General features: G+C 34.9%; 20 protein-coding genes and 2 riboswitches. Of the genes, 5 read left to right on the forward strand and 15 right to left on the reverse strand.

Features of this window, described 5'->3' with window-relative positions; translation table 11 throughout:
* The first annotated feature begins 63 nt into the window (after positions 1 to 63).
* A complete protein-coding gene (gene malQ, locus ENO17_05735) occupies positions 64 to 1,572 on the forward strand; it encodes a 4-alpha-glucanotransferase (protein HER24527.1) in 1,509 nt (502 codons plus the stop codon).
* Between the two features lie 20 nt (positions 1,573 to 1,592).
* On the opposite strand, the gene ENO17_05740 is transcribed toward malQ, so the two are convergent.
* From ENO17_05740 to ENO17_05805, 14 genes are all read right to left on the reverse strand, one after another.
* Entirely contained in the window at positions 1,593 to 2,825 is a 1,233-nt protein-coding gene (locus tag ENO17_05740; protein ID HER24528.1) for a glycosyltransferase, read from the reverse strand.
* Between the two features lie 245 nt (positions 2,826 to 3,070).
* On the reverse strand, positions 3,071 to 3,724 hold the full coding sequence (locus tag ENO17_05745; GenBank protein HER24529.1) for an endonuclease III domain-containing protein: 654 nt from the start codon (positions 3,722 to 3,724) through the stop codon (positions 3,071 to 3,073).
* Between the two features lie 65 nt (positions 3,725 to 3,789).
* Positions 3,790 to 4,833, reverse strand: coding sequence for a M42 family peptidase (locus tag ENO17_05750; protein HER24530.1), 1,044 nt, complete (start codon positions 4,831 to 4,833; stop codon positions 3,790 to 3,792).
* Between the two features lie 22 nt (positions 4,834 to 4,855).
* Entirely contained in the window at positions 4,856 to 5,260 is a 405-nt protein-coding gene (locus ENO17_05755) for a hypothetical protein (GenBank protein ID HER24531.1), read from the reverse strand.
* Positions 5,261 to 5,282: 22 nt separating this feature from the next.
* Positions 5,283 to 6,437: an alanine--glyoxylate aminotransferase family protein gene (locus ENO17_05760; protein HER24532.1), complete on the reverse strand. Its 1,155-nt coding sequence runs from the start codon at positions 6,435 to 6,437 to the stop codon at positions 5,283 to 5,285.
* Positions 6,434 to 7,189 carry a 2-phosphosulfolactate phosphatase gene (locus ENO17_05765; GenBank protein HER24533.1) on the reverse strand — a complete coding sequence of 252 codons (756 nt, stop codon included), beginning with the start codon at positions 7,187 to 7,189 and terminating at the stop codon, positions 6,434 to 6,436. The genes ENO17_05760 and ENO17_05765 overlap by 4 nt, the downstream gene beginning before the upstream one ends.
* Before the next feature lie 30 nt (positions 7,190 to 7,219).
* Complete coding sequence (locus tag ENO17_05770; GenBank protein HER24534.1) at positions 7,220 to 8,428, reverse strand: 2,3-bisphosphoglycerate-independent phosphoglycerate mutase; 1,209 nt, start codon at positions 8,426 to 8,428, stop codon at positions 7,220 to 7,222.
* Positions 8,429 to 8,460: 32 nt separating this feature from the next.
* On the reverse strand, positions 8,461 to 10,599 hold the full coding sequence (locus tag ENO17_05775) for an ATP-dependent RecD-like DNA helicase (GenBank protein HER24535.1): 2,139 nt from the start codon (positions 10,597 to 10,599) through the stop codon (positions 8,461 to 8,463).
* A 44-nt stretch (positions 10,600 to 10,643) separates the two neighbouring features.
* Positions 10,644 to 11,054, reverse strand: a complete 411-nt coding sequence (locus tag ENO17_05780; protein ID HER24536.1) for a YjbQ family protein — start codon at positions 11,052 to 11,054, stop codon at positions 10,644 to 10,646.
* Positions 11,055 to 11,083: 29 nt separating this feature from the next.
* Positions 11,084 to 11,329: a hypothetical protein gene (locus ENO17_05785; protein ID HER24537.1), complete on the reverse strand. Its 246-nt coding sequence runs from the start codon at positions 11,327 to 11,329 to the stop codon at positions 11,084 to 11,086.
* Positions 11,330 to 11,513: 184 nt separating this feature from the next.
* On the reverse strand, positions 11,514 to 12,713 hold the full coding sequence (gene larC, locus ENO17_05790; protein HER24538.1) for a nickel pincer cofactor biosynthesis protein LarC: 1,200 nt from the start codon (positions 12,711 to 12,713) through the stop codon (positions 11,514 to 11,516).
* The gene (gene larB / locus ENO17_05795; protein HER24539.1) at positions 12,710 to 13,468 is read right to left on the reverse strand and encodes a nickel pincer cofactor biosynthesis protein LarB; all 759 of its coding nucleotides are present in this window, start codon (positions 13,466 to 13,468) and stop codon (positions 12,710 to 12,712) included. Before larB ends, larC begins: the two co-directional genes overlap by 4 nt.
* 3 nt (positions 13,469 to 13,471) lie before the next feature.
* The gene (gene larE / locus ENO17_05800) at positions 13,472 to 14,296 is read right to left on the reverse strand and encodes an ATP-dependent sacrificial sulfur transferase LarE (GenBank protein HER24540.1); all 825 of its coding nucleotides are present in this window, start codon (positions 14,294 to 14,296) and stop codon (positions 13,472 to 13,474) included.
* On the reverse strand, positions 14,286 to 14,804 hold the full coding sequence (locus ENO17_05805; protein HER24541.1) for a cob(I)yrinic acid a,c-diamide adenosyltransferase: 519 nt from the start codon (positions 14,802 to 14,804) through the stop codon (positions 14,286 to 14,288). Before ENO17_05805 ends, larE begins: the two co-directional genes overlap by 11 nt.
* A gap of 224 nt (positions 14,805 to 15,028) precedes the next feature.
* A riboswitch (cobalamin riboswitch) is annotated at positions 15,029 to 15,212 on the forward strand.
* A gap of 148 nt (positions 15,213 to 15,360) precedes the next feature.
* Here ENO17_05805 and ENO17_05810 point away from each other — a divergent pair.
* The 4 genes from ENO17_05810 to ENO17_05825 all read left to right on the forward strand — a co-directional run bounded on the left by ENO17_05810 (position 15,361) and on the right by ENO17_05825 (position 20,413).
* Positions 15,361 to 16,281 carry a cobalamin-binding protein gene (locus ENO17_05810; protein HER24542.1) on the forward strand — a complete coding sequence of 307 codons (921 nt, stop codon included), beginning with the start codon at positions 15,361 to 15,363 and terminating at the stop codon, positions 16,279 to 16,281.
* Positions 16,274 to 17,308, forward strand: coding sequence for an iron ABC transporter permease (locus ENO17_05815; GenBank protein HER24543.1), 1,035 nt, complete (start codon positions 16,274 to 16,276; stop codon positions 17,306 to 17,308). The genes ENO17_05810 and ENO17_05815 overlap by 8 nt, the downstream gene beginning before the upstream one ends.
* Position 17,309: 1 nt before the next feature.
* Positions 17,310 to 18,095 (forward strand): ABC transporter ATP-binding protein, encoded by a 786-nt coding sequence (locus tag ENO17_05820; GenBank protein HER24544.1) that lies wholly within the window; start codon positions 17,310 to 17,312, stop codon positions 18,093 to 18,095.
* A 373-nt stretch (positions 18,096 to 18,468) separates the two neighbouring features.
* Positions 18,469 to 18,555, forward strand: a riboswitch (cyclic di-GMP riboswitch).
* Between the two features lie 391 nt (positions 18,556 to 18,946).
* Positions 18,947 to 20,413: an HD domain-containing protein gene (locus ENO17_05825; protein HER24545.1), complete on the forward strand. Its 1,467-nt coding sequence runs from the start codon at positions 18,947 to 18,949 to the stop codon at positions 20,411 to 20,413.
* 89 nt (positions 20,414 to 20,502) lie between these two features.
* Here ENO17_05825 and ENO17_05830 read toward each other — a convergent pair.
* A partial coding sequence (locus tag ENO17_05830; protein HER24546.1) for an HD domain-containing protein occupies positions 20,503 to 20,836 on the reverse strand: 334 nt, incomplete at its 5' end.

The following is a 20,836-nucleotide window of genomic DNA, read 5'->3' on the forward strand; positions in this document are numbered from 1 at the left end:
TGGAAAACAAATTAATTATTTTTCTGTAACCCTAATTTTCGGTAATAAGGATTATTGGTAAAAATGGACGAAAGATACAGTGGTATTTTAATGCATATTTCTTCTTTACCATCAGAGTATGGTATCGGAGATTTGGGACCACATGCTTATAAATTCATTGATTTATTAGCTAAAAACAATCAAAGTTTTTGGCAAATTTTACCTTTAAACCCAACTGAACAAAAATATGACAATTCCCCTTATCATTCCTTTGCTACTTTTGCCGGAAATCCCCTTTTTATCAGCCCCGAGTTACTCTATCAAGATGGCTTTCTAAAAAAAGAGGAGACTATTAATTGTTTTTCACCTCAAAAAAAAGATATCGATTTTAAGCGAATTTATGTTCTTAAAAAAAATTTATTTGATAAATCCTATCAGAAATTTCTCAAATTAGTGAAATATCAGGGAGAGTTTCAAGAGTTTTGCCAGCAAAATTTATTTTGGCTGGAAGATTACGCCCTTTTTCAATCACTCAAGTCCCATTTTAAAGGAAAATCATGGAGTCAGTGGCCTTCAGAAATTAAAAATAGACACCAAGCCACAATTCAAAAATTAAAGAAAGAGCTGGCACCAGAAATGGATCGGGAAAAATTTATACAATTCCTCTTTTTTCATCAATGGGATCAATTAAGAGATTACTGTCAGAAAAAAAATATTAAAATAATCGGGGACCTACCTATTTACGTTACCTATAACAGCATGGATGTCTGGTGTCATCCTCAACTCTTTAAATTAGATCGGGATAAGCAACAAATTTATCAAGCCGGGGTCCCTCCGGATTATTTCAGCAAGACTGGGCAACTTTGGGGGAATCCAGTCTATTATTGGGAAGAACATTATAAAGAAAAATATGCCTGGTGGATCCAGCGAATTAAACATTATCTTCAAATGTTCGATCTTTTAAGAATTGATCATTTTAGGGGATTAGTGTCTTATTGGGAAGTTCCTTCTAAGGAAAAAACCGCTATTCTCGGTCAATGGGTAACGGTTCCCACGGAAAGTTTTTTAACGCATCTGATCAATCGATTTCCCCATGCTCCTTTTATTGCCGAAGATCTGGGTGATATTACAGAAGATGTCAGATCAATAATAAAAAAATGGCGTTTTCCGGGAATGCGGGTCTTAATTTTTGCTTTTGGGAATAATTTTCCACGCAGTATTCATCTGCCTCACCATTATGAGCCTGATTGTGTGGTTTATACCGGAACTCATGATAATAATACCATCCAAGGATGGCAATCAGAAGAATTAACCCAAAATCAGAAAAAAAATATCACGCGGTATTTAGGGAAAAAGATTAATTTTGCAGAAATTCACTGGGAATTTATTCGTATAGCCCAAGCCTCAGTGGCTTTTTTAGCTATAACCCCGGTTCAGGATGTGTTAGGATTGGGAAAAGAGGCAAGAATGAATAACCCCGCCTCTCCACAAAATAACTGGCAATGGAGAATAACACCTCAACAAATATTAAAACTGGAACAGACTGAAATGCCAAAATTAAAAGATCTAAGCATTATTTATAATAGAAAATAATAATGATTTTTCTAAACTTTTTATTTTATACTATTAAATAAATTTAAATAATCTTTTAGCAAGCGAGTAATTAGGAAATTCTTTCGTACATATTCTTTTCCTGAAGTACCCATCTTCTTTGCGCTTTCCGGATCTTTCAAAAGATGCAGAACTCTTTCAGCACATTCAGAAATATCGCCCACCAAGAATCCTGTGCGCCGGTTATCTACTTGTAAAGGGATACCACCTACATTAGCCGCCACCACGGGTTTCCCCTTCCATAATGCCTCGGTAATCACTAATCCGAATCCCTCTCTTAAGGATTTCTGAATAATTACATCTGAAGCTCTCTGAAAAGCATTAACCTCCAGATTACCTACTCCGTTTAAATTAGAAAGAAGATGTATATCGTAATCTTCGCCTGCATGTCGGGCAGTCTTTTCATAATATTCCCATCCCTCGGGATCCTCATTAGTGATGGAAGCAATGAGTACCAATTGTACATCTCTTATTTCCTTCTTTACCATTCTATACATATCAATAACTCCCAAAGGATCTTTCCAGGGATCAAATCTGGAAACTTGAGTAATAATCGGCCTATTCGGATCTACTTTATAGTTTCTTACAATATTTTCAATCTCTTCCTGATCTAAATCCCTATTCTTGGGATTTAAGGGATCTATAGCCGGAGGGATTACGGCAATATTTTTTAATTTAAGATCATCTTTTATATATTCTTTTAAAGTAAATATAGCAGCATCGTGCTTTTCTATGAGCCGCTTGGTAAATTCCCATATTTTTTTCTGAGCATTGGTGGGATCAATATGAGACCGCCAAATCCATTTACCTTTTTTCTCTTTTCGATAATTCAATATTGCCATCGGTTGAATATCGTGAATGACTACAAAATCATATTGCCCCTCAAACAGCTTCTCGTTTAGTTGATTATTCTTTAAAAATATTTCTTTCATTTCTTTGGTAAAGGGAATATCCATTCCCTGTAAGCCATTATGCATACTTTTAGTTACATTGAAAAAATCATCAGATCCTTTTATTAACTGCCATTCAACCTCCATCCCTACATCTTTCATTAATGGTACTAAGGTGGATAGGATCTCCGCCACGCTTCCACTTAAGGATGTGTTATTTATATGAACTATCTTTTTCCCTTGTAAGGGTAAAGCTAATTTTTTTATGCTTTCAATTTCTTCTTTTCCGGTAATATTGATATAATCATTAATTGATTTCCTATCGGTTTTTACAATTTCTAACATATTTTTCCTCCTTCGCCTATAGTTACAACGCACCGTCTCTCTACTCTATTAAATTCAAAACTTATTTAAACAGTATCTGGTGTAGAGGTCAGATTTATCCGATCCGTGTTTTTTTAGGTAACTTTCCTGGCGGGTTCAATAAATCGAACTCCCTACCTCTTTGGCACCATCCGCTAATCATATTCTGACTTCTGAATTCTGACTCCTAATTTCTCTCTTCTTTACTATTCACCAACGACTATTCACTATTCACTATTTAAAAAAGCAATCGGACACTTGTTACAATCCGGATTCTTACTGGTACAGATTGTCTTTCCGAGTAAGACAATCTGCGCGTGAAATTCGTTAAATAATTCTACATCCCTGTCTATATTATTGATGAAAAATTCCTGTATCTGGGAGTATGTAGAATCTTTCGAAATGAGCTTATGACGGGAAAATATTCTTTTTGTATAGGCATCAACTACAAAAAATGCTTTCTTCCCGGCATACAATAATATACTATCTGCTGTTTCCGGACCGATTCCATTTACCTTTAACAATTTTTCTCTTAATTCTCCATCATCACCTTCAAACATCTTCTCGCAAGAACCATCAAAATCAGTAATGAATAAGTTTAAAAAATTTTTTAATCTTTGGGCTTTAACATTAAAATAACCGCAAGATTTAAGCAAATGAGCTAATTCTTTCTGTTCCATATAATAAAGTTTTTTAGGTTTTAATAAATCATCTTTTCTTAAATTATTGATTACTTTTTCCACATTACTCCAGGAAGTGTTTTGAGTAAGAATTGCGCCCACCATTACCTCAAAGGGAGTAACTCCCGGCCACCAGTGTAATGGTCCAAAATAATGATATAAGCTGTTATAAATTTTTGACAAAATATACCTTTTTTGCATCTTTGCCTAATTATTCACCAATTCACCTCTTGGCTTCTTTTTCTCACTATTATTTATTCGCTAAATCAAAATTCTTCCTTGTGAACATTTTCCAAAAATTTGCAGATTAAATTGATAGAACTCTCAACATCCTCTTTGTGGCACATCTCTACCACTGAATGAATATACCTGGTAGGAATAGAAAGAGTACAGGCAGGTACTCCGGATTTACTCCTTTGTATTGCTCCCGCATCAGTGCCTCCCCCCAATAATATGTCTGTCTGGTATTTGATTTTGTTTTCATCCGCTAATTTCCTTAAGAAATCAACCAGTTTCTTATTCGAAATAGTATAAGAATCCATTAAAGATATGGCTGTTCCTCCTCCTAAAGTTGTAGCAACTTCCTCTTCTTTGGTCCCCGGGATGTCTGAGGCAATGGTAACATCAAGGGCAATACCTACATCAGGCTCAACAGCAAACGAAGAAACAGTAGCTCCTCTAACCCCTACTTCTTCCTGAACAGTTGCCACAGCATATATATCAACATAACAGTCTTTAATTCTTTTTAATGCCTCAATCATAACATATACTCCCGCTCTGTCATCTAATGCCTTAGCAGTGATTATTTTTTTATTTAATTCCATAAAATTCCTATCTAAAGTGATAAAGTCTCCCTTTTTTACTATCTTGGAAACTTCATCTTTCTTCATGCCTACATCTATAAAAAGATCTTTAATTTGGGGTAGTTTTTTTCTCTCTTCCTCGCTTAAAATATGAATAGGCCTGGTGCCTATTACTCCCCCGATATCTTTCGCTCCATGAACCACTACTCGTTGAGCTATTAGAGTTTTAGGATCAAAACCCCCAACCGGAGCGAACCTTAAAAAACCATCTTTATCAATAAAACTAACCATAAAGCCGATCTCATCCATATGGGCAGCAAGCATCACTTTTTTAGGAGTAGGTTTACCCGATATCTTTTTTGCTTTTTTTATCCCGATAATATTTCCTAATTTATCAATTTTTACCACATCAGTTACTTTTTCTAACTCTTCCTTAATAACCTCGCGGATCCTCTCCTCATAACCCGAGATTCCCGGTGTTTCACATAATTTTTTGAATAAATTCAATTTCTTTTTCCTCCTTTAATTCTTAAAAGGTAAACTTTCGTGCCAGGCACGAAAGTTTACCTTTTAGTTTTTTGACTTGGAAAATATAAGCTAGAATAAGAAAAGTAATTATTCCCAAACTATTAGCCAAGATATCTCCCAAGGAAAATGTTCTTTCCGGAATAAAATATTGGTAAATTTCATTAAATATTCCATAAAAAACAGATAATATTAACGCCAAAAAATATGGTGTGAGTGTTAATAAAATTTTCTTATCACTTAAGGTTAGCAGGCCAAGAAGAGCATGAATACCATAAACAGTAAAGTGCATCACTTTGTCCTGGCCATAAAAATACTGCCCTATTCCAGTTTCCGGTCGGGAAGAAAAAATAAAAATCATGATTGAATAAATAATCAATAGTATCCCCAGAAATATTTTTCTTCTCAAACCATCACCCGCTTCTAAATGTTTATTCTTTAGCGAACAAAACTTTCTCGGCAGCTCCTATCCCTGCTCCCCACCTGAAATCATAATTTATATCAGATAAAGTTTTTTCAATAATGCTTAGAGTCGCCACTACTTCGTTTTCAGAAATATTTCCCATATGTCCCAAGCGGAATATCTTACCTGCCAATACTCCTTTACCTGCGGATACTAAAACGCCGTTCTCATACAGTTTTTTTCTAAAGGATAAATCCTCAATTCCTGCAGGATACAATATAGTTGATACGGTATTTGCTCGAATTTCTTCGGCAGCTAACATGTTAAACCCTAATTCCTTTAGGCCACTTTGAAAAGCTTCGGCAAATCTTTTATATTTTTTAAATCTCTCTTCCAAACCCTCCTCCAACATAATTTTAATCCCTTTACTAAGAGCATAAACCATATTGATAGCATGAGTAGAAAAATATTCTCCTGCCGGATTACGCATGACCGGCAGCCACCTGTTAACATCCATATAAAAAGCAGATATTTTCCCTAAATCATTTCTTCTTTTTAAAGCCTTTTCACTAAATACTGCATTAGTTAATCCTGGAGGAACTCCGAATGCCTTCTGGTTACCGGTAAAAAGAATATCAATACCCCAATCATCCATTCGCTCCTCAATTCCCCCGGTAGCACATACACCATCAACAATAAATAAAGTTTCAGGAAATTGAGGTAAAATTTCTCCTACTTCTTTTAGGGGAGCACAAACTCCTGTGGAAGTGTCCACATGGGATAAAGTTATAGCGTCAAACTTCTTTTCTTTTAATTTGCGGACTATTTCTTCTACTTTAACAACTTTGCCCCATTCGGAACTTAATACCTCTACTTCTATATCATGACATTTAGCTATTTCTATAAACCTATCCCCAAAAAAACCGTTTGAAACTACCAATAAGCGGTTACCCTTTTTAAGTGAGTTAACTATTGCGACCTCCATGCCCAAAGTCCCAGTCCCAGGTATTATAAAAGGCTGCCCCTTTTTGGTCATTACCACTGTTTTTAGATCCTCAAGAGTTTCTTTTAATATTTTTACAAATGTAGGATCTAAATGGGAAACGGTATCTTTGCTCAAAGCCTCCAAAATAGATCGATCAACAGGTGTAGGTCCGGGAATCATCATTAATTTCTTTTTCATGAGTATTCTTTCCTTTCATTATTAAATATTTCTAAAGATATTATCCCTTCTCTAAATATGGGGACAATATAAAAATAATCCAATTGGGAACAGAATTTTAAATCTTCACCCAAGCCAATACTCTCTAAATACTGACCATGTTGAGATTTTCTCAATATTCCCAAAATATCATTACCAAACTTTTCATGGAGTAATAGTGCTGTTAAATTAGCATCTGATTGATAATGGGTATCAGATAAAGTATTTTTTAAAGAGTTAATTAATATTCCGGCGCAAGCAGTATCTTCTAAAGAATATTTACCCTCCTTTCCCGCACAGATTATTAAAATATCTCTCCGATAATTTGTGCAATAATTACAGACTGCCTGTAAATTCAAAAAACTTCCGATAATTATCCTATAAGCATCTTTAACCAGCTCTAATGTTTTGACCCCATTAGTCGTAGAAAAAACAATGGTTTTATCTTGTACTGCTTGTTTTCTATATTCTCTTGGCGAATTACCTAAATCGAATCCCTCTATCATTTTCCCGTTTCTTTCCCCGCCTAACAATACCTTCTCTTGGTTAAATTGCCGCGCTTTTTCTTTGGCCTGTTCCGGAGATAAAATAGGAATAAAACCCCTGCATCCATTAGCCAAGGCAGTTATGATCGTGCTCGATGCTCTTAAAACATCAATGACTATTACTAATTTACCTGCTAATTCTGTATTTTTTATCTCTTCCGGGGTAAGCAAAGTTTCTAAATTATTCATTTTTTCCTTAAACCTTAATCCCTTCTTCCATTAAGCTCCATATTTCTGTAATTTTAAGGCATTAGCCATCATTAAAGGAATTGCATCTACTGAGGGGAATCTTCCCAACTCTCCCTTAGCACATTCCTTTTCAGTAAATTTTTCCACTTCATCTGCCCGGATATATTTGGAAAACAACATAAAGGGATTAGGGTGCCAGCTATGTCCCTTCATTAAAGCGGGAGTTGAATGATCACCTGTAAATACCAGAACATCCGGATTTAAATCCAGCACCATAGGGATATATTTATCCACCTCTTCAATTACTTTAACCTTTTGCTTAAAATTTCCGTCTTCTCCATAACTGTCAGTCTTCTTTATATGAAGATAAAAGAAATCATATTTACTAAAATTATCTTGTAAGGTTTTAAATTCATCGCCCAATGCTTCTCCTGTTTTCAATATATCCATACCCACTAATTTAGCTAATCCTTTATACATAGGGTAGGTTGCTATAGCTGCCGGGGTTAGTTTAAATAACTCCTTCATAGTAGGCAATCCGGGATGTTTGGCAAATCCCCTCAGCAATACCGTATTAGCAGGATGATGGTCTTTTAGTACTGCAGTTGCAAGTTCAATAAATTCATTTACTATTTCTGAAGATTTTTTTGCCCTGGAATCTAAAGGTTCAGCAAATTTTATTTTTTCTCCTATTTTTTGGGGATCGGCATCTGAAAGAGCATCCTCTAACCCATCTCCTCTAAATACTACCACAAAACGATGTTCTTTCCCCGGCTTAATGATTACTTTGACATCCTCTATCTGAGTAATTTTTTCTTGCATTATCTTGCACAGCTTTTCATTTAATTCTGTAGCTATTCTTCCTGCTCGACGATCAGTTATTATTCCTTCTTTATCTAAAGTAGCAAAATTTCCTCGACAGGCTAAATCACGCGAGGTAAGTTCCATCCCTATACCCAAGGCCTCTAAAACACCTCTTCCAATCTGATATTTAATCGGGTCATAACCAAACAGTGAAAGGTGAGCAGGACCGCTCCCCGGGGTAATACCGCACGATATTGGATCAGTTAGCCCACAGGCAGATTTAGAAGCCAATTTATCCAGATTAGGAACAAAAGCTTTTTCTAATACTGTTTTATTATTCTCTGAAGGTAAGTCCCCAATTCCATCAGCTACTAAAAGAACAATCTTTGATTCGGTTTTAATGGCTAATGATTTCATTATTTCTTCATTTATCATGTTTTTTCTCCTTATCTTAATTTTTATTGTTTTTAAATATTTTTCAATCTTTCTTTTAGTGAAGTATTCCTATGAAAGGTTTTATTGTTTTTAATAGCAATCCATAATGCCTTTTTTGTACCGACTAATATCACCATCTCTTTTGCCCGGGTAATTCCAGTATATAATAAATTTCTTTGAAGTAGCAAATAATGTTGAGTCATGACCGGTATAATTACTATTCGATATTCACTGCCTTGACTTTTATGAACAGTAATAGCATAGGCTAATACCAGCTCATTTAATTCAGAAAATTCATAACAAACTTTTTTGCCGTAAAAATTGACCTCCAAGATATTTTCCTCGGTATCTATATTCTTGATCCTTCCCATATCTCCGTTAAAAACTTCTTTATCATAATTATTTTTTATTTGCATTACCTTGTCATTTATTCTAAAAGAATGATTCCCATATTTAATCTGTTTTCCTTTATGATTTAATGCCTCTCTCAACCGATAATTTAAATTATCTGCACCCACTTCTCCTTTATACATAGGGGAAAGGACTTGAATATCATCTACCGGATCTATTTTATATTTTGAGGGGAGACGGACAGTACATAAGTCAATTATTTTTAAAGCAGCAACCTGAGGGTCTTCTTCTTCCATAAAATAAAAATCCCGCTCTCTTTCTCCTTTAAGTACAGGGTATTTTCCCTCATTAACTCGATGGGCATTTACGATGATCAAGCTCCTTTGGTCCTGTCTAAATATTCTGGTCAATCTCACTACCGGAATAGTGTCGGAATCGATAATATCTTTTAAAGTATTTCCCGGACCAACAGAGGGCAGCTGATCTACGTCACCTATTAAAATTAAAGTGGTTCCAGGAGAAACTGCTTTTAAAAGACTGTTCATTAATAGAATATCTATCATGGAAACCTCGTCTAAAATTATGACATCGGCTTTAATGGGATTTTCAGAATTCTTGGTAAAATTTCCATTTTTGGGACTATACTCTAATAACCTATGAATAGTTTTAGCTTTTTTACCGGTTGTTTCGCTTATCTTTTTGGCCGCTCTGCCGGTAGGTGCTGCCAAAACTATTTTTAGCTTGAGTTCCTCGAAAAGCTCAATTAAACCCAGGGTAGTGGTAGTTTTTCCTGTTCCGGGACCTCCGGTCAGTACTAATATCCGGTTCAGGAGCACTTTATTAATAGCATCTTTTTGCTCCTCAGCAAAAGAAAAACGGTACTCTTTTTCCAAATATTTTATCTTCTTTTGCACGTTGATATTGATTAACTGCTGAGGAAATTTTAATAATTCAATTAATTTTTTACTCACTTCCAGTTCAGCAAAATAATAAAGAGGTAACCAGACCCTATCTTCTTCTACTATGATTTCTTGGTTATTTCTCAAAACATTTAAAGCTTTTTCAAATAATGATTCTTCTACCTCTAATAACTGGCTTCCTCCTTTAATTATCTCATCATTTAAAGCATAACAATGTCCCTGATTAGCCAATTCGTTTAAAATGTATTTAATCCCTGCTTTTATTCTGGCTGGCGAGGTAGCTGCTATCCCTAAGTTTTGCGCAATCCTATCCGCAATTTTAAATCCAATTCCAGATACATCGTCCACTAATCGGTAAGGATTTTCCTTTAACTTTTCGATAGCTCTATTACCGTATGTTTTATAGATCTTAACTGCATAACCGGTAGTAATCTGATAAGATTGCAAAAAGATCATTACCCTTTTAATTTCTTTATGTTCTTCCCAGGATCTACCGATCATCTCCACTCTTTTTTCTGCAATGCCCTCCACTTCAGTTAGTCTCCGGAGGTCATGCTCCAGAATTTCTAAGGTATTGTTGCCAAACTGTTTTATTATCCTATCTGCTGTTGCCGGGCCGACTCCCTTAATTAATCCGGAACTTAAATATCTTTTTAAACCAAGCAAAGAAGTAGGTAAGATTAATTTATAATCACTAAAACTAAACTGCCAGCCATACTTAGGATTATTAATCCATTCCCCTTTTAATTCACAATTTTCACCAGTATTTACCGAAGCCATCGTCCCCACGATGGTAGCTAATTTCTCTTGCTCTTTATCAACACTTATCTTGGCTATTATATAACCGTTCTCGTCATTTCGATATACGATTTTTTCAATAGTTCCTTGTATGGTTTCCATCTGTTCTCCTTCGGAAAAATTCACCGGTTCTCCGATTCATCAATTCACCGATTCCCCAATTGACCAATTATTTTTATAAAAAAATGTCTTGTCCGAGGACCATCAAACTCACAAAAACATATTCCCTGCCAGGTTCCCAGAAGAAGATTATTATTTTTCACGGGCACATTTACCGAAGAGCCGATAATACTTGCTTTAATATGAGCAGCAGAGTTTCCTTCCAAATGAGTGTAGTTATCTTTAAAAGGTATGACCTTATTTAGCTCCCGAACTATATCCTGCTTAACACTGGGATCAGTATTTTCATTAATAGTAATTCCGGCGGTGGTATGAGGGATAAAAACACAACACAATCCTTCTGTAATTTTACTTTCACTTATAGCATCTTGGACTTGAGTGGTTATATCTAAAATTTGTGTTTGAGCGCTGGTTTGAATGGTAATTTCTTTTAACATAATTACCTCTCTCTCAATTAGTTGGTTACCTAAATGTTTTTATTAATAATCTCTCTGCTTTTCTTTAAATCTTTTTCAGAGACCAAAATACTTACTTCTGCTAATCCATCCATGGTAAAAGGATAAACTGAGCGGGTAATATCTGATTGCAGGATACATCTAATATTAAAACTCGCTAACAAACTCTCAATAGCCAGGGCTTCATCTTCACGAGGGACCCGGCACAGTTCAACAATTTTTATATCTTGATCTTTATTTTCACTATTTTTAGACAATATACTTCCTCCAATTCATCAATTCACCGATTCACCAATTGACCAATTGACCAATTAAATTAGTCGTTATTGAATATTTGTACGGGTCGGATTTATCCGACCCGTATTATTTTTTAATTCTCTGACGGGTTCGATGAATCGAACCCCTTATTACTGTATTTTCCTATCCGCTAAACGCTCTATACTACCCGCTAACTTGTAATTTATCATAAGCAATCTTCTTTGCTTCATCATATACTTCTTTAAGTGGAATCTGCTGCTGTTTTGCAATCTTCTTACAATCTATATATTCGGGAGCAATATTTTTTATTTTTCCTTTAAATATACCGACCTTAACTCTAATTTTACCATGTTTTGTGTCGGCAATAAAATCCTGTTGAGTCAGCTTCATTCTTTTTATTTCTCTCATCCTTACCCCCAGGGTAGTGGATTCTGAAAATAATACTTCTAATATTTCCTTAAGATCTTGTTCATAAACAAGAATACTAAGCATATGAGCGGGACGATTCTTTTTCATCTGGATAGGAGTCAAAAATACATCTAACGCTCCTTGAGAAAATAATTGATCCATAATATAATCATAAAATTCCGGATTCATATCATCAATATTAGTTTCTATCAATACAGCTTCATCGCTAACATAACTATCTTTCAATTGCTCGTCTTTTAACCTTTTCTTCCCTATGCTTATTCTTAAAAGATTAGGGATATTAAACTCTTTCTCTCCTGCCCCATATCCTATCCTTTCTATTTCCATCAAAGGTCTTTCTCCAAAACTTTTTGCAAGACTGCTAATAATTGCTGCCCCTGTTGGGGTAATCATTTCACTTTCGATACCTCCGCCGTAAGTTGGTATATTCTTTAGCAATTCTAAGGTAGCCGGAGCAGGAACCGGGATAATTCCATGAGCGCATTCTACAAAACCCTTTCCCAAAGGTAAAGCCGACGAATATATTTCTTCTATTCCTAAGATTTTTATCCCTATTACCGTAGAAGTAATATCAATAATGCTATCCAATCCTCCAATTTCATGAAAATGAATTTCATCCATGTCTTTCTGGTGAATTTTAGATTCAACTTGGGCTATATTAAAAAATATCCTTATAACCTCTTTTTTAATCTCTTCATCTAATTTACTCTTTTTTAGGATAGTTAAAATATCTTTAAACCTTCTCTCCACTCCTTCTTCTTTTATCTTTACCTTAAATTGAGTGGCTGAAATTCCTTTTTTTGCTACTTTGTCCGCTTCTAACTGATAACCGGTAAGACCTATTTTTTTTAATTCCGTCTCTAATGTTTCTATCTTTAATCCTGCATCAAGTAAGGCACCAACAGTCATATCCCCACTAATACCGGAAAAACAATCAAAATAAGCAATCTTCATTCCTTCACCTCGCTTAATTGATTAATTAAACTTGCCATATATCCGGCACCAAATCCGTTATCAATATTGACTACCGCTAAACCTGGAGCACAACTATTCAGCATAGTCAATAAAGCAGAGAATCCCTGAAAATTAGCCCCGTAACCTACGCTGGTGGGGACAGCAATGATAGGCTTATCTACTAATCCTCCTACTACGCTGGGGAGAGCTCCCTCCATTCCCGCTACTACTATTAAAACGTTGGCGGTTAGTAATTTTTTTGAATTGGTTAAAAGTCGATGGAGACCTGCTACTCCCACATCGTAAAGGCGTTCCACTCTATTACCCATCAACTCAGCAATAACTGCTGCTTCTTCGGCTACCGGAATATCGGTAGTACCACCGCTAACTACTAAAATAAACTTAGAACAAGCTTTCTTCTTTTCTTCTACTGCTATAATCCTGGCCTCTTTAAAGTAGGTTACTTCCGGTATAATCTTTTTGATTTCCTGATATATTTCAGGAGTTGCCCGGGTGGCAACAATTTTATCCCCACTTTCTTTTATTCGTTCGATAATCTTAATTATCTGTTCTATGGTTTTACCCTGACAAAAAATGACTTCCGGAAAACCTTTTCTTAATTCCCTCTGGTTATCTATTTTGGCAAAACCCAGATCATCATAAGGGAAATGTTTTAGCTTTTCTAATACTTCTTCTATTTCTATTTGACCGGATTTAAATTGTTGTAATATTTTTTTTATCTCTTCTTTTTGCATTATTCAATCCTCAACTTTCTGCTCTAATTCTTCATTCATACTCCCACTTCGATATCCTTGCAAATCAAGGGTAATATAGCTAAATCCTAATTTTTTTAATTTAAAAATTATTCTTTCTTTCAAATCTTTTTCCAGAAATAAAAGTAGATCTTTTTCCCCTACTTCGATCTTTGCCAACTTATTATAATACCTTACCCTTACCTGTTCAAATCCCAAATGATGAATAAAAATCTCTGCCTGGTCAATCCTCTTCAGTTTTTCTAAAGTTATCTTATCTCCGTAAGGAATCCGGGTAGCCAGACAGGAGTTAGAAGGTTTGTTCCAGGTAGGCAAATTCATTTCTTTAGAAAGAAGGCGGATGTCCTCTTTGGTAAGAAGAGCTTCCCGCAGAGGGCTTCTTACCTTAAATTCCCTTACTGCCTTCATTCCCGGGCGATAATCGCTAAGGTCATCATAGTTAGAGCCATCTGCCACAAAATCTAAATGAAATCCTTTAGCCCTTTCAATCATTCGCTTAAATATTTCTTTTTTGCATATATAACATCGCTCTTGGGGATTACTTGCAAATTCTTTATTCGACAAGATATCAACATCAATAAATAGATGCTTCACTTTAAATTTTTGCGCCATTGCTTTAGCGTCAGCAGTCTCGCTAAGATGATGAATTTTTGATTTTACCGTTGCCGCAATAACGCTATCGCCTAATTCCTCTCGGGCTACTTTTAACAAAAAAGTACTATCCACTCCTCCCGAATAAGCAATCAAAACACTTCCCATTTCAGATAATATTTTTCGTAAATTGTGTAATTTCTCTCCTCTAATATTCAATTCCTTTTCTCGCTTGCACTCCTTTTTCATAAGGATGTTTAATCACTTTCATTTCGCTTACCAAATCAGCAATCTCTATTATCTCTGCAGGAGCCCTTCTTCCGGTAATCACTATTTCGACCTCCTCGGGTTTTTCCTTTATTTTTTTTACTACTTCTTTTAAGTCTAATAATTCATAATAGAGAGCCATATTCAGTTCGTCAAATATTACTATATCGTAATTACCGCTTTGCATCCCGCCTACCCCAAAAGAAAAAGCTTTCTCTGCTTCCTCATAATCTATTTTTTTGGCTTTTCCTCTATATATAAATTCTTTGGTACCAAAAGTTTCTAAAGTAATATTGGGAATTAATTTGACTGAGTGAAGTTCTCCGTAATCCCATTTTTTCATAAATTGGACTATTAATACTTTCATATCTCTACCCGCTGCCCTAAGAGCTAAGCCTAAGGCGGCAGTAGTCTTGCCCTTCCCATCACCGGTATATACTTCGATCAAACCTTTAACCATCTAACCAACTAACCTCCTGTCTTTATAATTCCAGAGCAATTAAAATTATTATATCAAAATAATTAACAAAAAACACACCTTTTAAGAAAGTATCGAATATATAGTATTGAGCATCGGGTGAAGAAAGAGAAAGAAAAGATAAAAACAATATAAACTATAACTGCAAAATATTGTAATTTTTCAACTAATGTATTATAATTACCTTGATTGAAAATTGAAAATAGAATATTTAAAGATAAGCAGATTAAGGGAAGAGTGGTGAAAATCCACCGCAGTCCCGCTACTGTAATGAGGAACGAAAGCTGTAATAGGCCACTGTTAAACACTTACAAAAAGTGATAAATGGGAAGGCACAGCAATTAGATTAACCTCTAAGCCAGGAGACCTGTCTGCTTAGGAAAATAAATCACTTCTTCGTGGAAAAGGGGGTGTTATTTTTATTTATAATATATACAATTAACAAATTAACTCTTTTCTTATTGCTTATTGCTTATTACTTAACTTATTACTCATTACTCATTACTGTATTCTAACTATTTAACCCTGGAGGTAAATTATGAAATTATCACAAAAATTATTCCTGATATTTGCTTCTTTAGTATTTTTCTTAAATCTTTTTTTATTAATGGGTTCGTCAGCGACCATTAATTACCCTATAACTATCATTGACGACACCGGCACTGAAGTTACCATTCCCCGGGAACCTCAGCGCATTATTTCCACTGCCCCCAGTAATACCGAAATATTATTTGATTTAGGACTTCAGGAAAAAATTGTAGGAATAACTAACTATTGCAATTTCCCGGAAGAAACTAAAAATATTGAAAAAATCGGAGAAATATCTCCCTTGAATTTTGAAAAAATTATTTCTTTAAATCCGGATCTTATCTTGGCTTATGCCGGATTCCAGTTAAAAGAAATCCCTCGCTTGCGAGAACTGGGTTTAACTACCATAGTTCTTGAACCTTTAACACTTGAAGACACTTTTAACAGTATAAAAATGATAGCCAGGGTTTGTGGAATATCGGAAAAAGGTTCTTCATTGGTAGACCATCTATCCCAAAGAGTCCATATTATTCAATCTAAAGTTTCAACAATTCCTTTTTCTGATCGTCCTAAAATATTTGTGGGAAGTACTTCGGAAACCATCTTTACCCCGGGGGCAGGTACACTGTTTCATGAACTGATCACTTTGGCCGGAGGGCAAAATATAGCCTCTGACCTTGCTTTTTGGAAACAAGTTAACCCGGAGTATGTTGCTCAGGCAGAACCGGATATCATTATTATCCCAGTAGGAGTAATGAACCAGGGAGACGAATCAAAAATTAAAAACAATATATCTCAACGTTCCGGCTGGTCTAATATACCAGCGATAAAAAAACAAAAGATCTTTGTAGTAAACGAAGACCTTTTTTACCGCGCTGTACCCAGGCTGGTAGAAGGACTCGAATTACTATATCGAATATTCTATGAATAAACAATCAAGAGAAATTTACGGCTATACCAACTGGCGAAAAAAATTAATATTTTTGTTTCTGATAGGAAACTTAAGCATCCTGGGAGTCAGTCTAATCTGTCTTAACTTCGGGGTGGTATCTATTCACCCTAAATATATTATTTCTCTCCTTTTAAATGGTACCCAAGATAAAACTACAAATCTGATTATCTGGCAGCTAAGAGCACCCCGAATCGCTTTAGGAATAATCACCGGTGCCGCTTTATCTACCGTGGGAGGGGCTTTCCAGGGCATTTTAAGAAACCCTCTGGCTGATCCCTATATTTTAGGAGTATCCGCTGGTGCCGCTTTGGGTGCATGTATCGGTATTGCCTTACAGCATGCTACCGGTTATCTCTTTGCATCTTACCTTCCTCTATTTGCTTTTATCGGAGCTATGTTCTCTCTTTACCTGGTATATAAATCATCTAAAATCAGTTATTCTGCCAATTCTACCGGACTGCTTCTTGCCGGGGTAGCTATCACCTTCCTCTTTTCTGCGCTGATAACTATTCTTCTGGCTATTTCACGAAAAGAAATACAAACTATGGTGTTCTGGCTTATGGGAGACTTATCTACCGCTAACTGGGAAAAAACAAGCATCATTGTTCTTCCGGTAATATCTGGCTGTCTGCTCTTGTTCTTTTCTTCCCTGGATTTAAATGCCTTATCTTTAGGAGAAGAAGAAGCTCTTCATTTAGGAATTAATACCGGTAAACTAAGAATTCGTATCTTTCTGATTGGTTCCATCATTATTGCTTCCGTAGTATCCTTTACCGGTCTTATAGGTTTTGTAGGATTGGTTATTCCCCATATTGCCCGGCTTTTAGTGGGACCAGACCATCGAATTATGTTGCCTGCGTCGGCCTTTCTGGGAGGAATTTTTCTTATTTTATGTGATGTATTAGCTCGAACTGTCATAGCGCCGACTGAAATACCTATCGGAGCAATCACCGCTATTGTAGGCGCCCCTTTATTTATTTATCTTTTAAGGAGGAAAAATAAATAATATGGCTGACAATAACTTTATTTTAACTTTAAAAGGAGTCCACTTCTCTTACCATGATAATCGGGAAATATTATCAAATATAAACTTTTGTCTACCAAAAGGAGAGTTGTTAGGAATAATCGGGCCGAACGGTTCCGGAAAAACGACTCTTTTAAAGATTATCTCAGGAATATTAAGACCAAAAAAAGGAGAAATTTCTCTCCTCAACCAAAATCTTAATAAACTTCCTATTGAACAAATTGCCAAATTCATCTCGGTAGTTCCTCAAGATACCTGGGTTACTTTTAATTTCAAAGCAAAAGAAGTCATATTTATGGGAAGACTTCCCTATATTTCCCGATTAAGAGGAGAAACCCTTGAAGATTATCAAATATCTCGAGAAGCTATGCAAAAAACCCATTCTTTATCCCTTGCTGAAAACAATATTCAAGAAATAAGTGGAGGAGAAAGACAAAGGATTTTTATGGCAAAAGCCCTGGCACAAACTCCACAGCTTCTACTTTTAGATGAATTCACTTCTCACTTAGATTTAAACTATAAATATGAGATGTCAAATCTCTTAAAAAAAGCCCTCAAAGAGGAAGAATTAACCATTATATCTGTCTTTCATGATCTAAATTTAGCCAGTATCCTTTCTCACCGTCTTATTCTTTTGAATGAAGGCAAAATAGAAAAGATAGGCACCCCTCAAGAAGTATTAAACGAAGAAAATTTACGTAAAGTATACGGAGTAAACCCCATATTGATTGATCATCCTGACCTCAAAGTGCCCCAGGTGATCATGTAAGTTAAGCAGGAATTTCAAATTTCAAAAAGTATGTCGAATGTGTTATAATAAGTAAAATTAAACAAATATTTTTATAAGGTAATCAAAAAAGTAAAAGTTGATAAATCGATAGAAAGGAGGTGAAATAACATGACAAGCACCTGGTATTGGATTATAGGAATTGCTATTGTAGTGATAGTAATATATCTAATATGGGGCAGGAAGAAAAAAGCTTAAAAGTGAGTTCCTTCCTTGACATCTTGATGCATCCAACAAGCCAAAGTGTTTTTTTTAAAAAATAGATACAAAAAATTTATAAAATGATGTCTAAATTCAGTGTATATAGGGAATAAATAATGTGATGGAGTTTTTTAACTGAATAGCTGCTTTATAAGGTTGAAAAAGGCAAACTACCTGAAAAGGTAGGACGCAAAGTTATGGGTCTTCGGTATTTTAATACCATGACCGCCAAACTACCAACTTTTTTTATTTTGGAGAAAACTTATTTGCCCAAAAACTCGTTACATTAATTTATAATATCTAATAAATTGCCCTACGAGAGTTTTATAAAAAGAGGTGGTAGCGAAATTTTAAAATTAATCCCCAACCTTAAATTAGAAGATTTTGAAAAAACAAAAACAAAATTAATTATTATTTTTACTTACAGGTGTATTGTTTTACCCCTTTTTTTAATTACAACTTTAATTCTGAATTATTTTTTCCATATTCGCATTTACCACGAACTTTACATTCTAATTTTAAGCTGGTTTATATTAAGTTACCTATCTCGATACATTTTAAAGAAAAGAACAATTTGCCTTTCCGCCTTAAAAAAAATAGATTTCGTCCATTATATTATCGGCTTATTATTTATGACTGGGTTCTTTTACTACACCGGGGGCATTCTATGGATTGGAGCTATTTTTTTTGTATTCCCCATTCTTTATGTAAGCCTTTTATCTGACCCCAAAGAAGGATTAATTATTACCTTGATGGCTATTACTTTTTTTAGCTTGGTAGTTTTTCTGGAATATTTGGGTTATCTTCCACACAAAGAAATCATTAAATTTAATCCTTATCTTTATAAAGATTTCCGTTATCTTGCGGGCACGGTTTTGACGACAAGTTTAGTATTTATATTAATTTTTTTTGCAAGTAAAGATTTTTCCCAAATATTAAAACAGAAAAATGATGAATTAGTAAAAACCCAGAAAGAATTAGAAGAATTGAGTAATAAATTAGAAGATAAAGTAAAATTACAAACCAGCGAACTAAAACTATCAAAAGATCGACTATCTGTGCTTTACCAAATATCTCGAACGATCAGCTCTACCTTACAAATCGATGATATTTTAAAAACCATTTTAAGTTTTTCTATCAAAATAAGCGGAGCAGGCAGAGGTTCGGTTATGCTTTTAGACAAAAAGAAAGGTATCTTCTTTATTAAAATTCCCCATAATAAGAAGGAAAAAAATATTGATAAAATTACTTTTGCCGAAAATGAAAACACTATCGGTTGGGTAGTTAAGCATAAAAGATTCTTATATATCGAAGACTTAGAAAATGATAAAAAATTTTCAAAAATAAAACTGATTCGCCGGCGAATAAAACAGCTTTTAATAATCCCTATTATTATAGAAGATAAAGTGATAGGGATTATAAATTTAGAAAACACTTCCCTTAAATCCGATACCATCGATTTATTAAGGTCTTTTTCTGAGGGAGCAGCTGTTGCTATTAATAATGCCAACTTATATCAGAAAATTCAAGATAGTTATTTTGAAATAGTAAAGGCATTAGCTCAGGCGATAGAAGCAAAAGACCCCTATACTCACGGTCATTCGGAAAGAGTTATGGAATATTCGATAGAAATTGCCCAAAAATTGGAACTACCAAAAGAAGAGATAGACTTGTTAAAGTATGCAGCAATGTTGCATGACATCGGGAAAATTGGAGTGAAAGGAATTATTTTAAATAAATCTATGGCTTTAACTGTTATGGAATATGATGAAATCAAGAAACATCCCCTTATTGGTGAGGGGATTATAAAACCCATAGAATTATTACAACCGATCAGACCATTAATCAAACACCATCATGAATGGTACAATGGTAAAGGTTATCCTGATAGATTATCCGGAGAAAATATTCCTTTAGGTGCCCGTATCCTGGCAGTAGTTGACGCCTATGATGCCATGAAATCCGATCGCCCCTATCGTAAAGCTTTAACTGAAGAAACCACTATCCAGGAGCTTAAAAGAGGGAGCGGCGCTCAGTTTGAACCTAAAATAGTAGCACTATTTTTAGAAATATTAAAAATGAAAATTCAAGAAGAATGATACTGAAATAAAACTTGGGGTTGAGCTTTATAACTTCATATTTTTATCACTTCCCAACCTTGATTTGACTATAGATTATTTTTCTGATTCTAATCAAATTCGTCTATTTTAAATTCAAATCCTTTTTCTCTAAATAGTTTAAGGCAAATATCTACTACTTCTGGGTCGTAGAGAATACCTTTGTTTTTAGAGATTTCTTCCAAAGCTACATCTATCCCTAATGCTGGTCGGTAAGGACGGTTAGAGGATATGGCTTCAACAACATCAGCTATTCCTATAATTTTAGCTTCCAGGATAATCTCATCACCTTTCAGATTATTAGGATATCCTGAACCATCTAATCTTTCATGATGTTGAAGAATAATTTGAGCTACAGGATGGTAAAAATCTATGGATTTTAAAATATCATATCCCATTTTAGGA

The sequence above is a fragment of the Candidatus Atribacteria bacterium genome, from assembly GCA_011056645.1.
Taxonomy (GTDB): Bacteria; Atribacterota; Phoenicimicrobiia; order Phoenicimicrobiales; family Phoenicimicrobiaceae; genus Sediminicultor; species Sediminicultor quartus.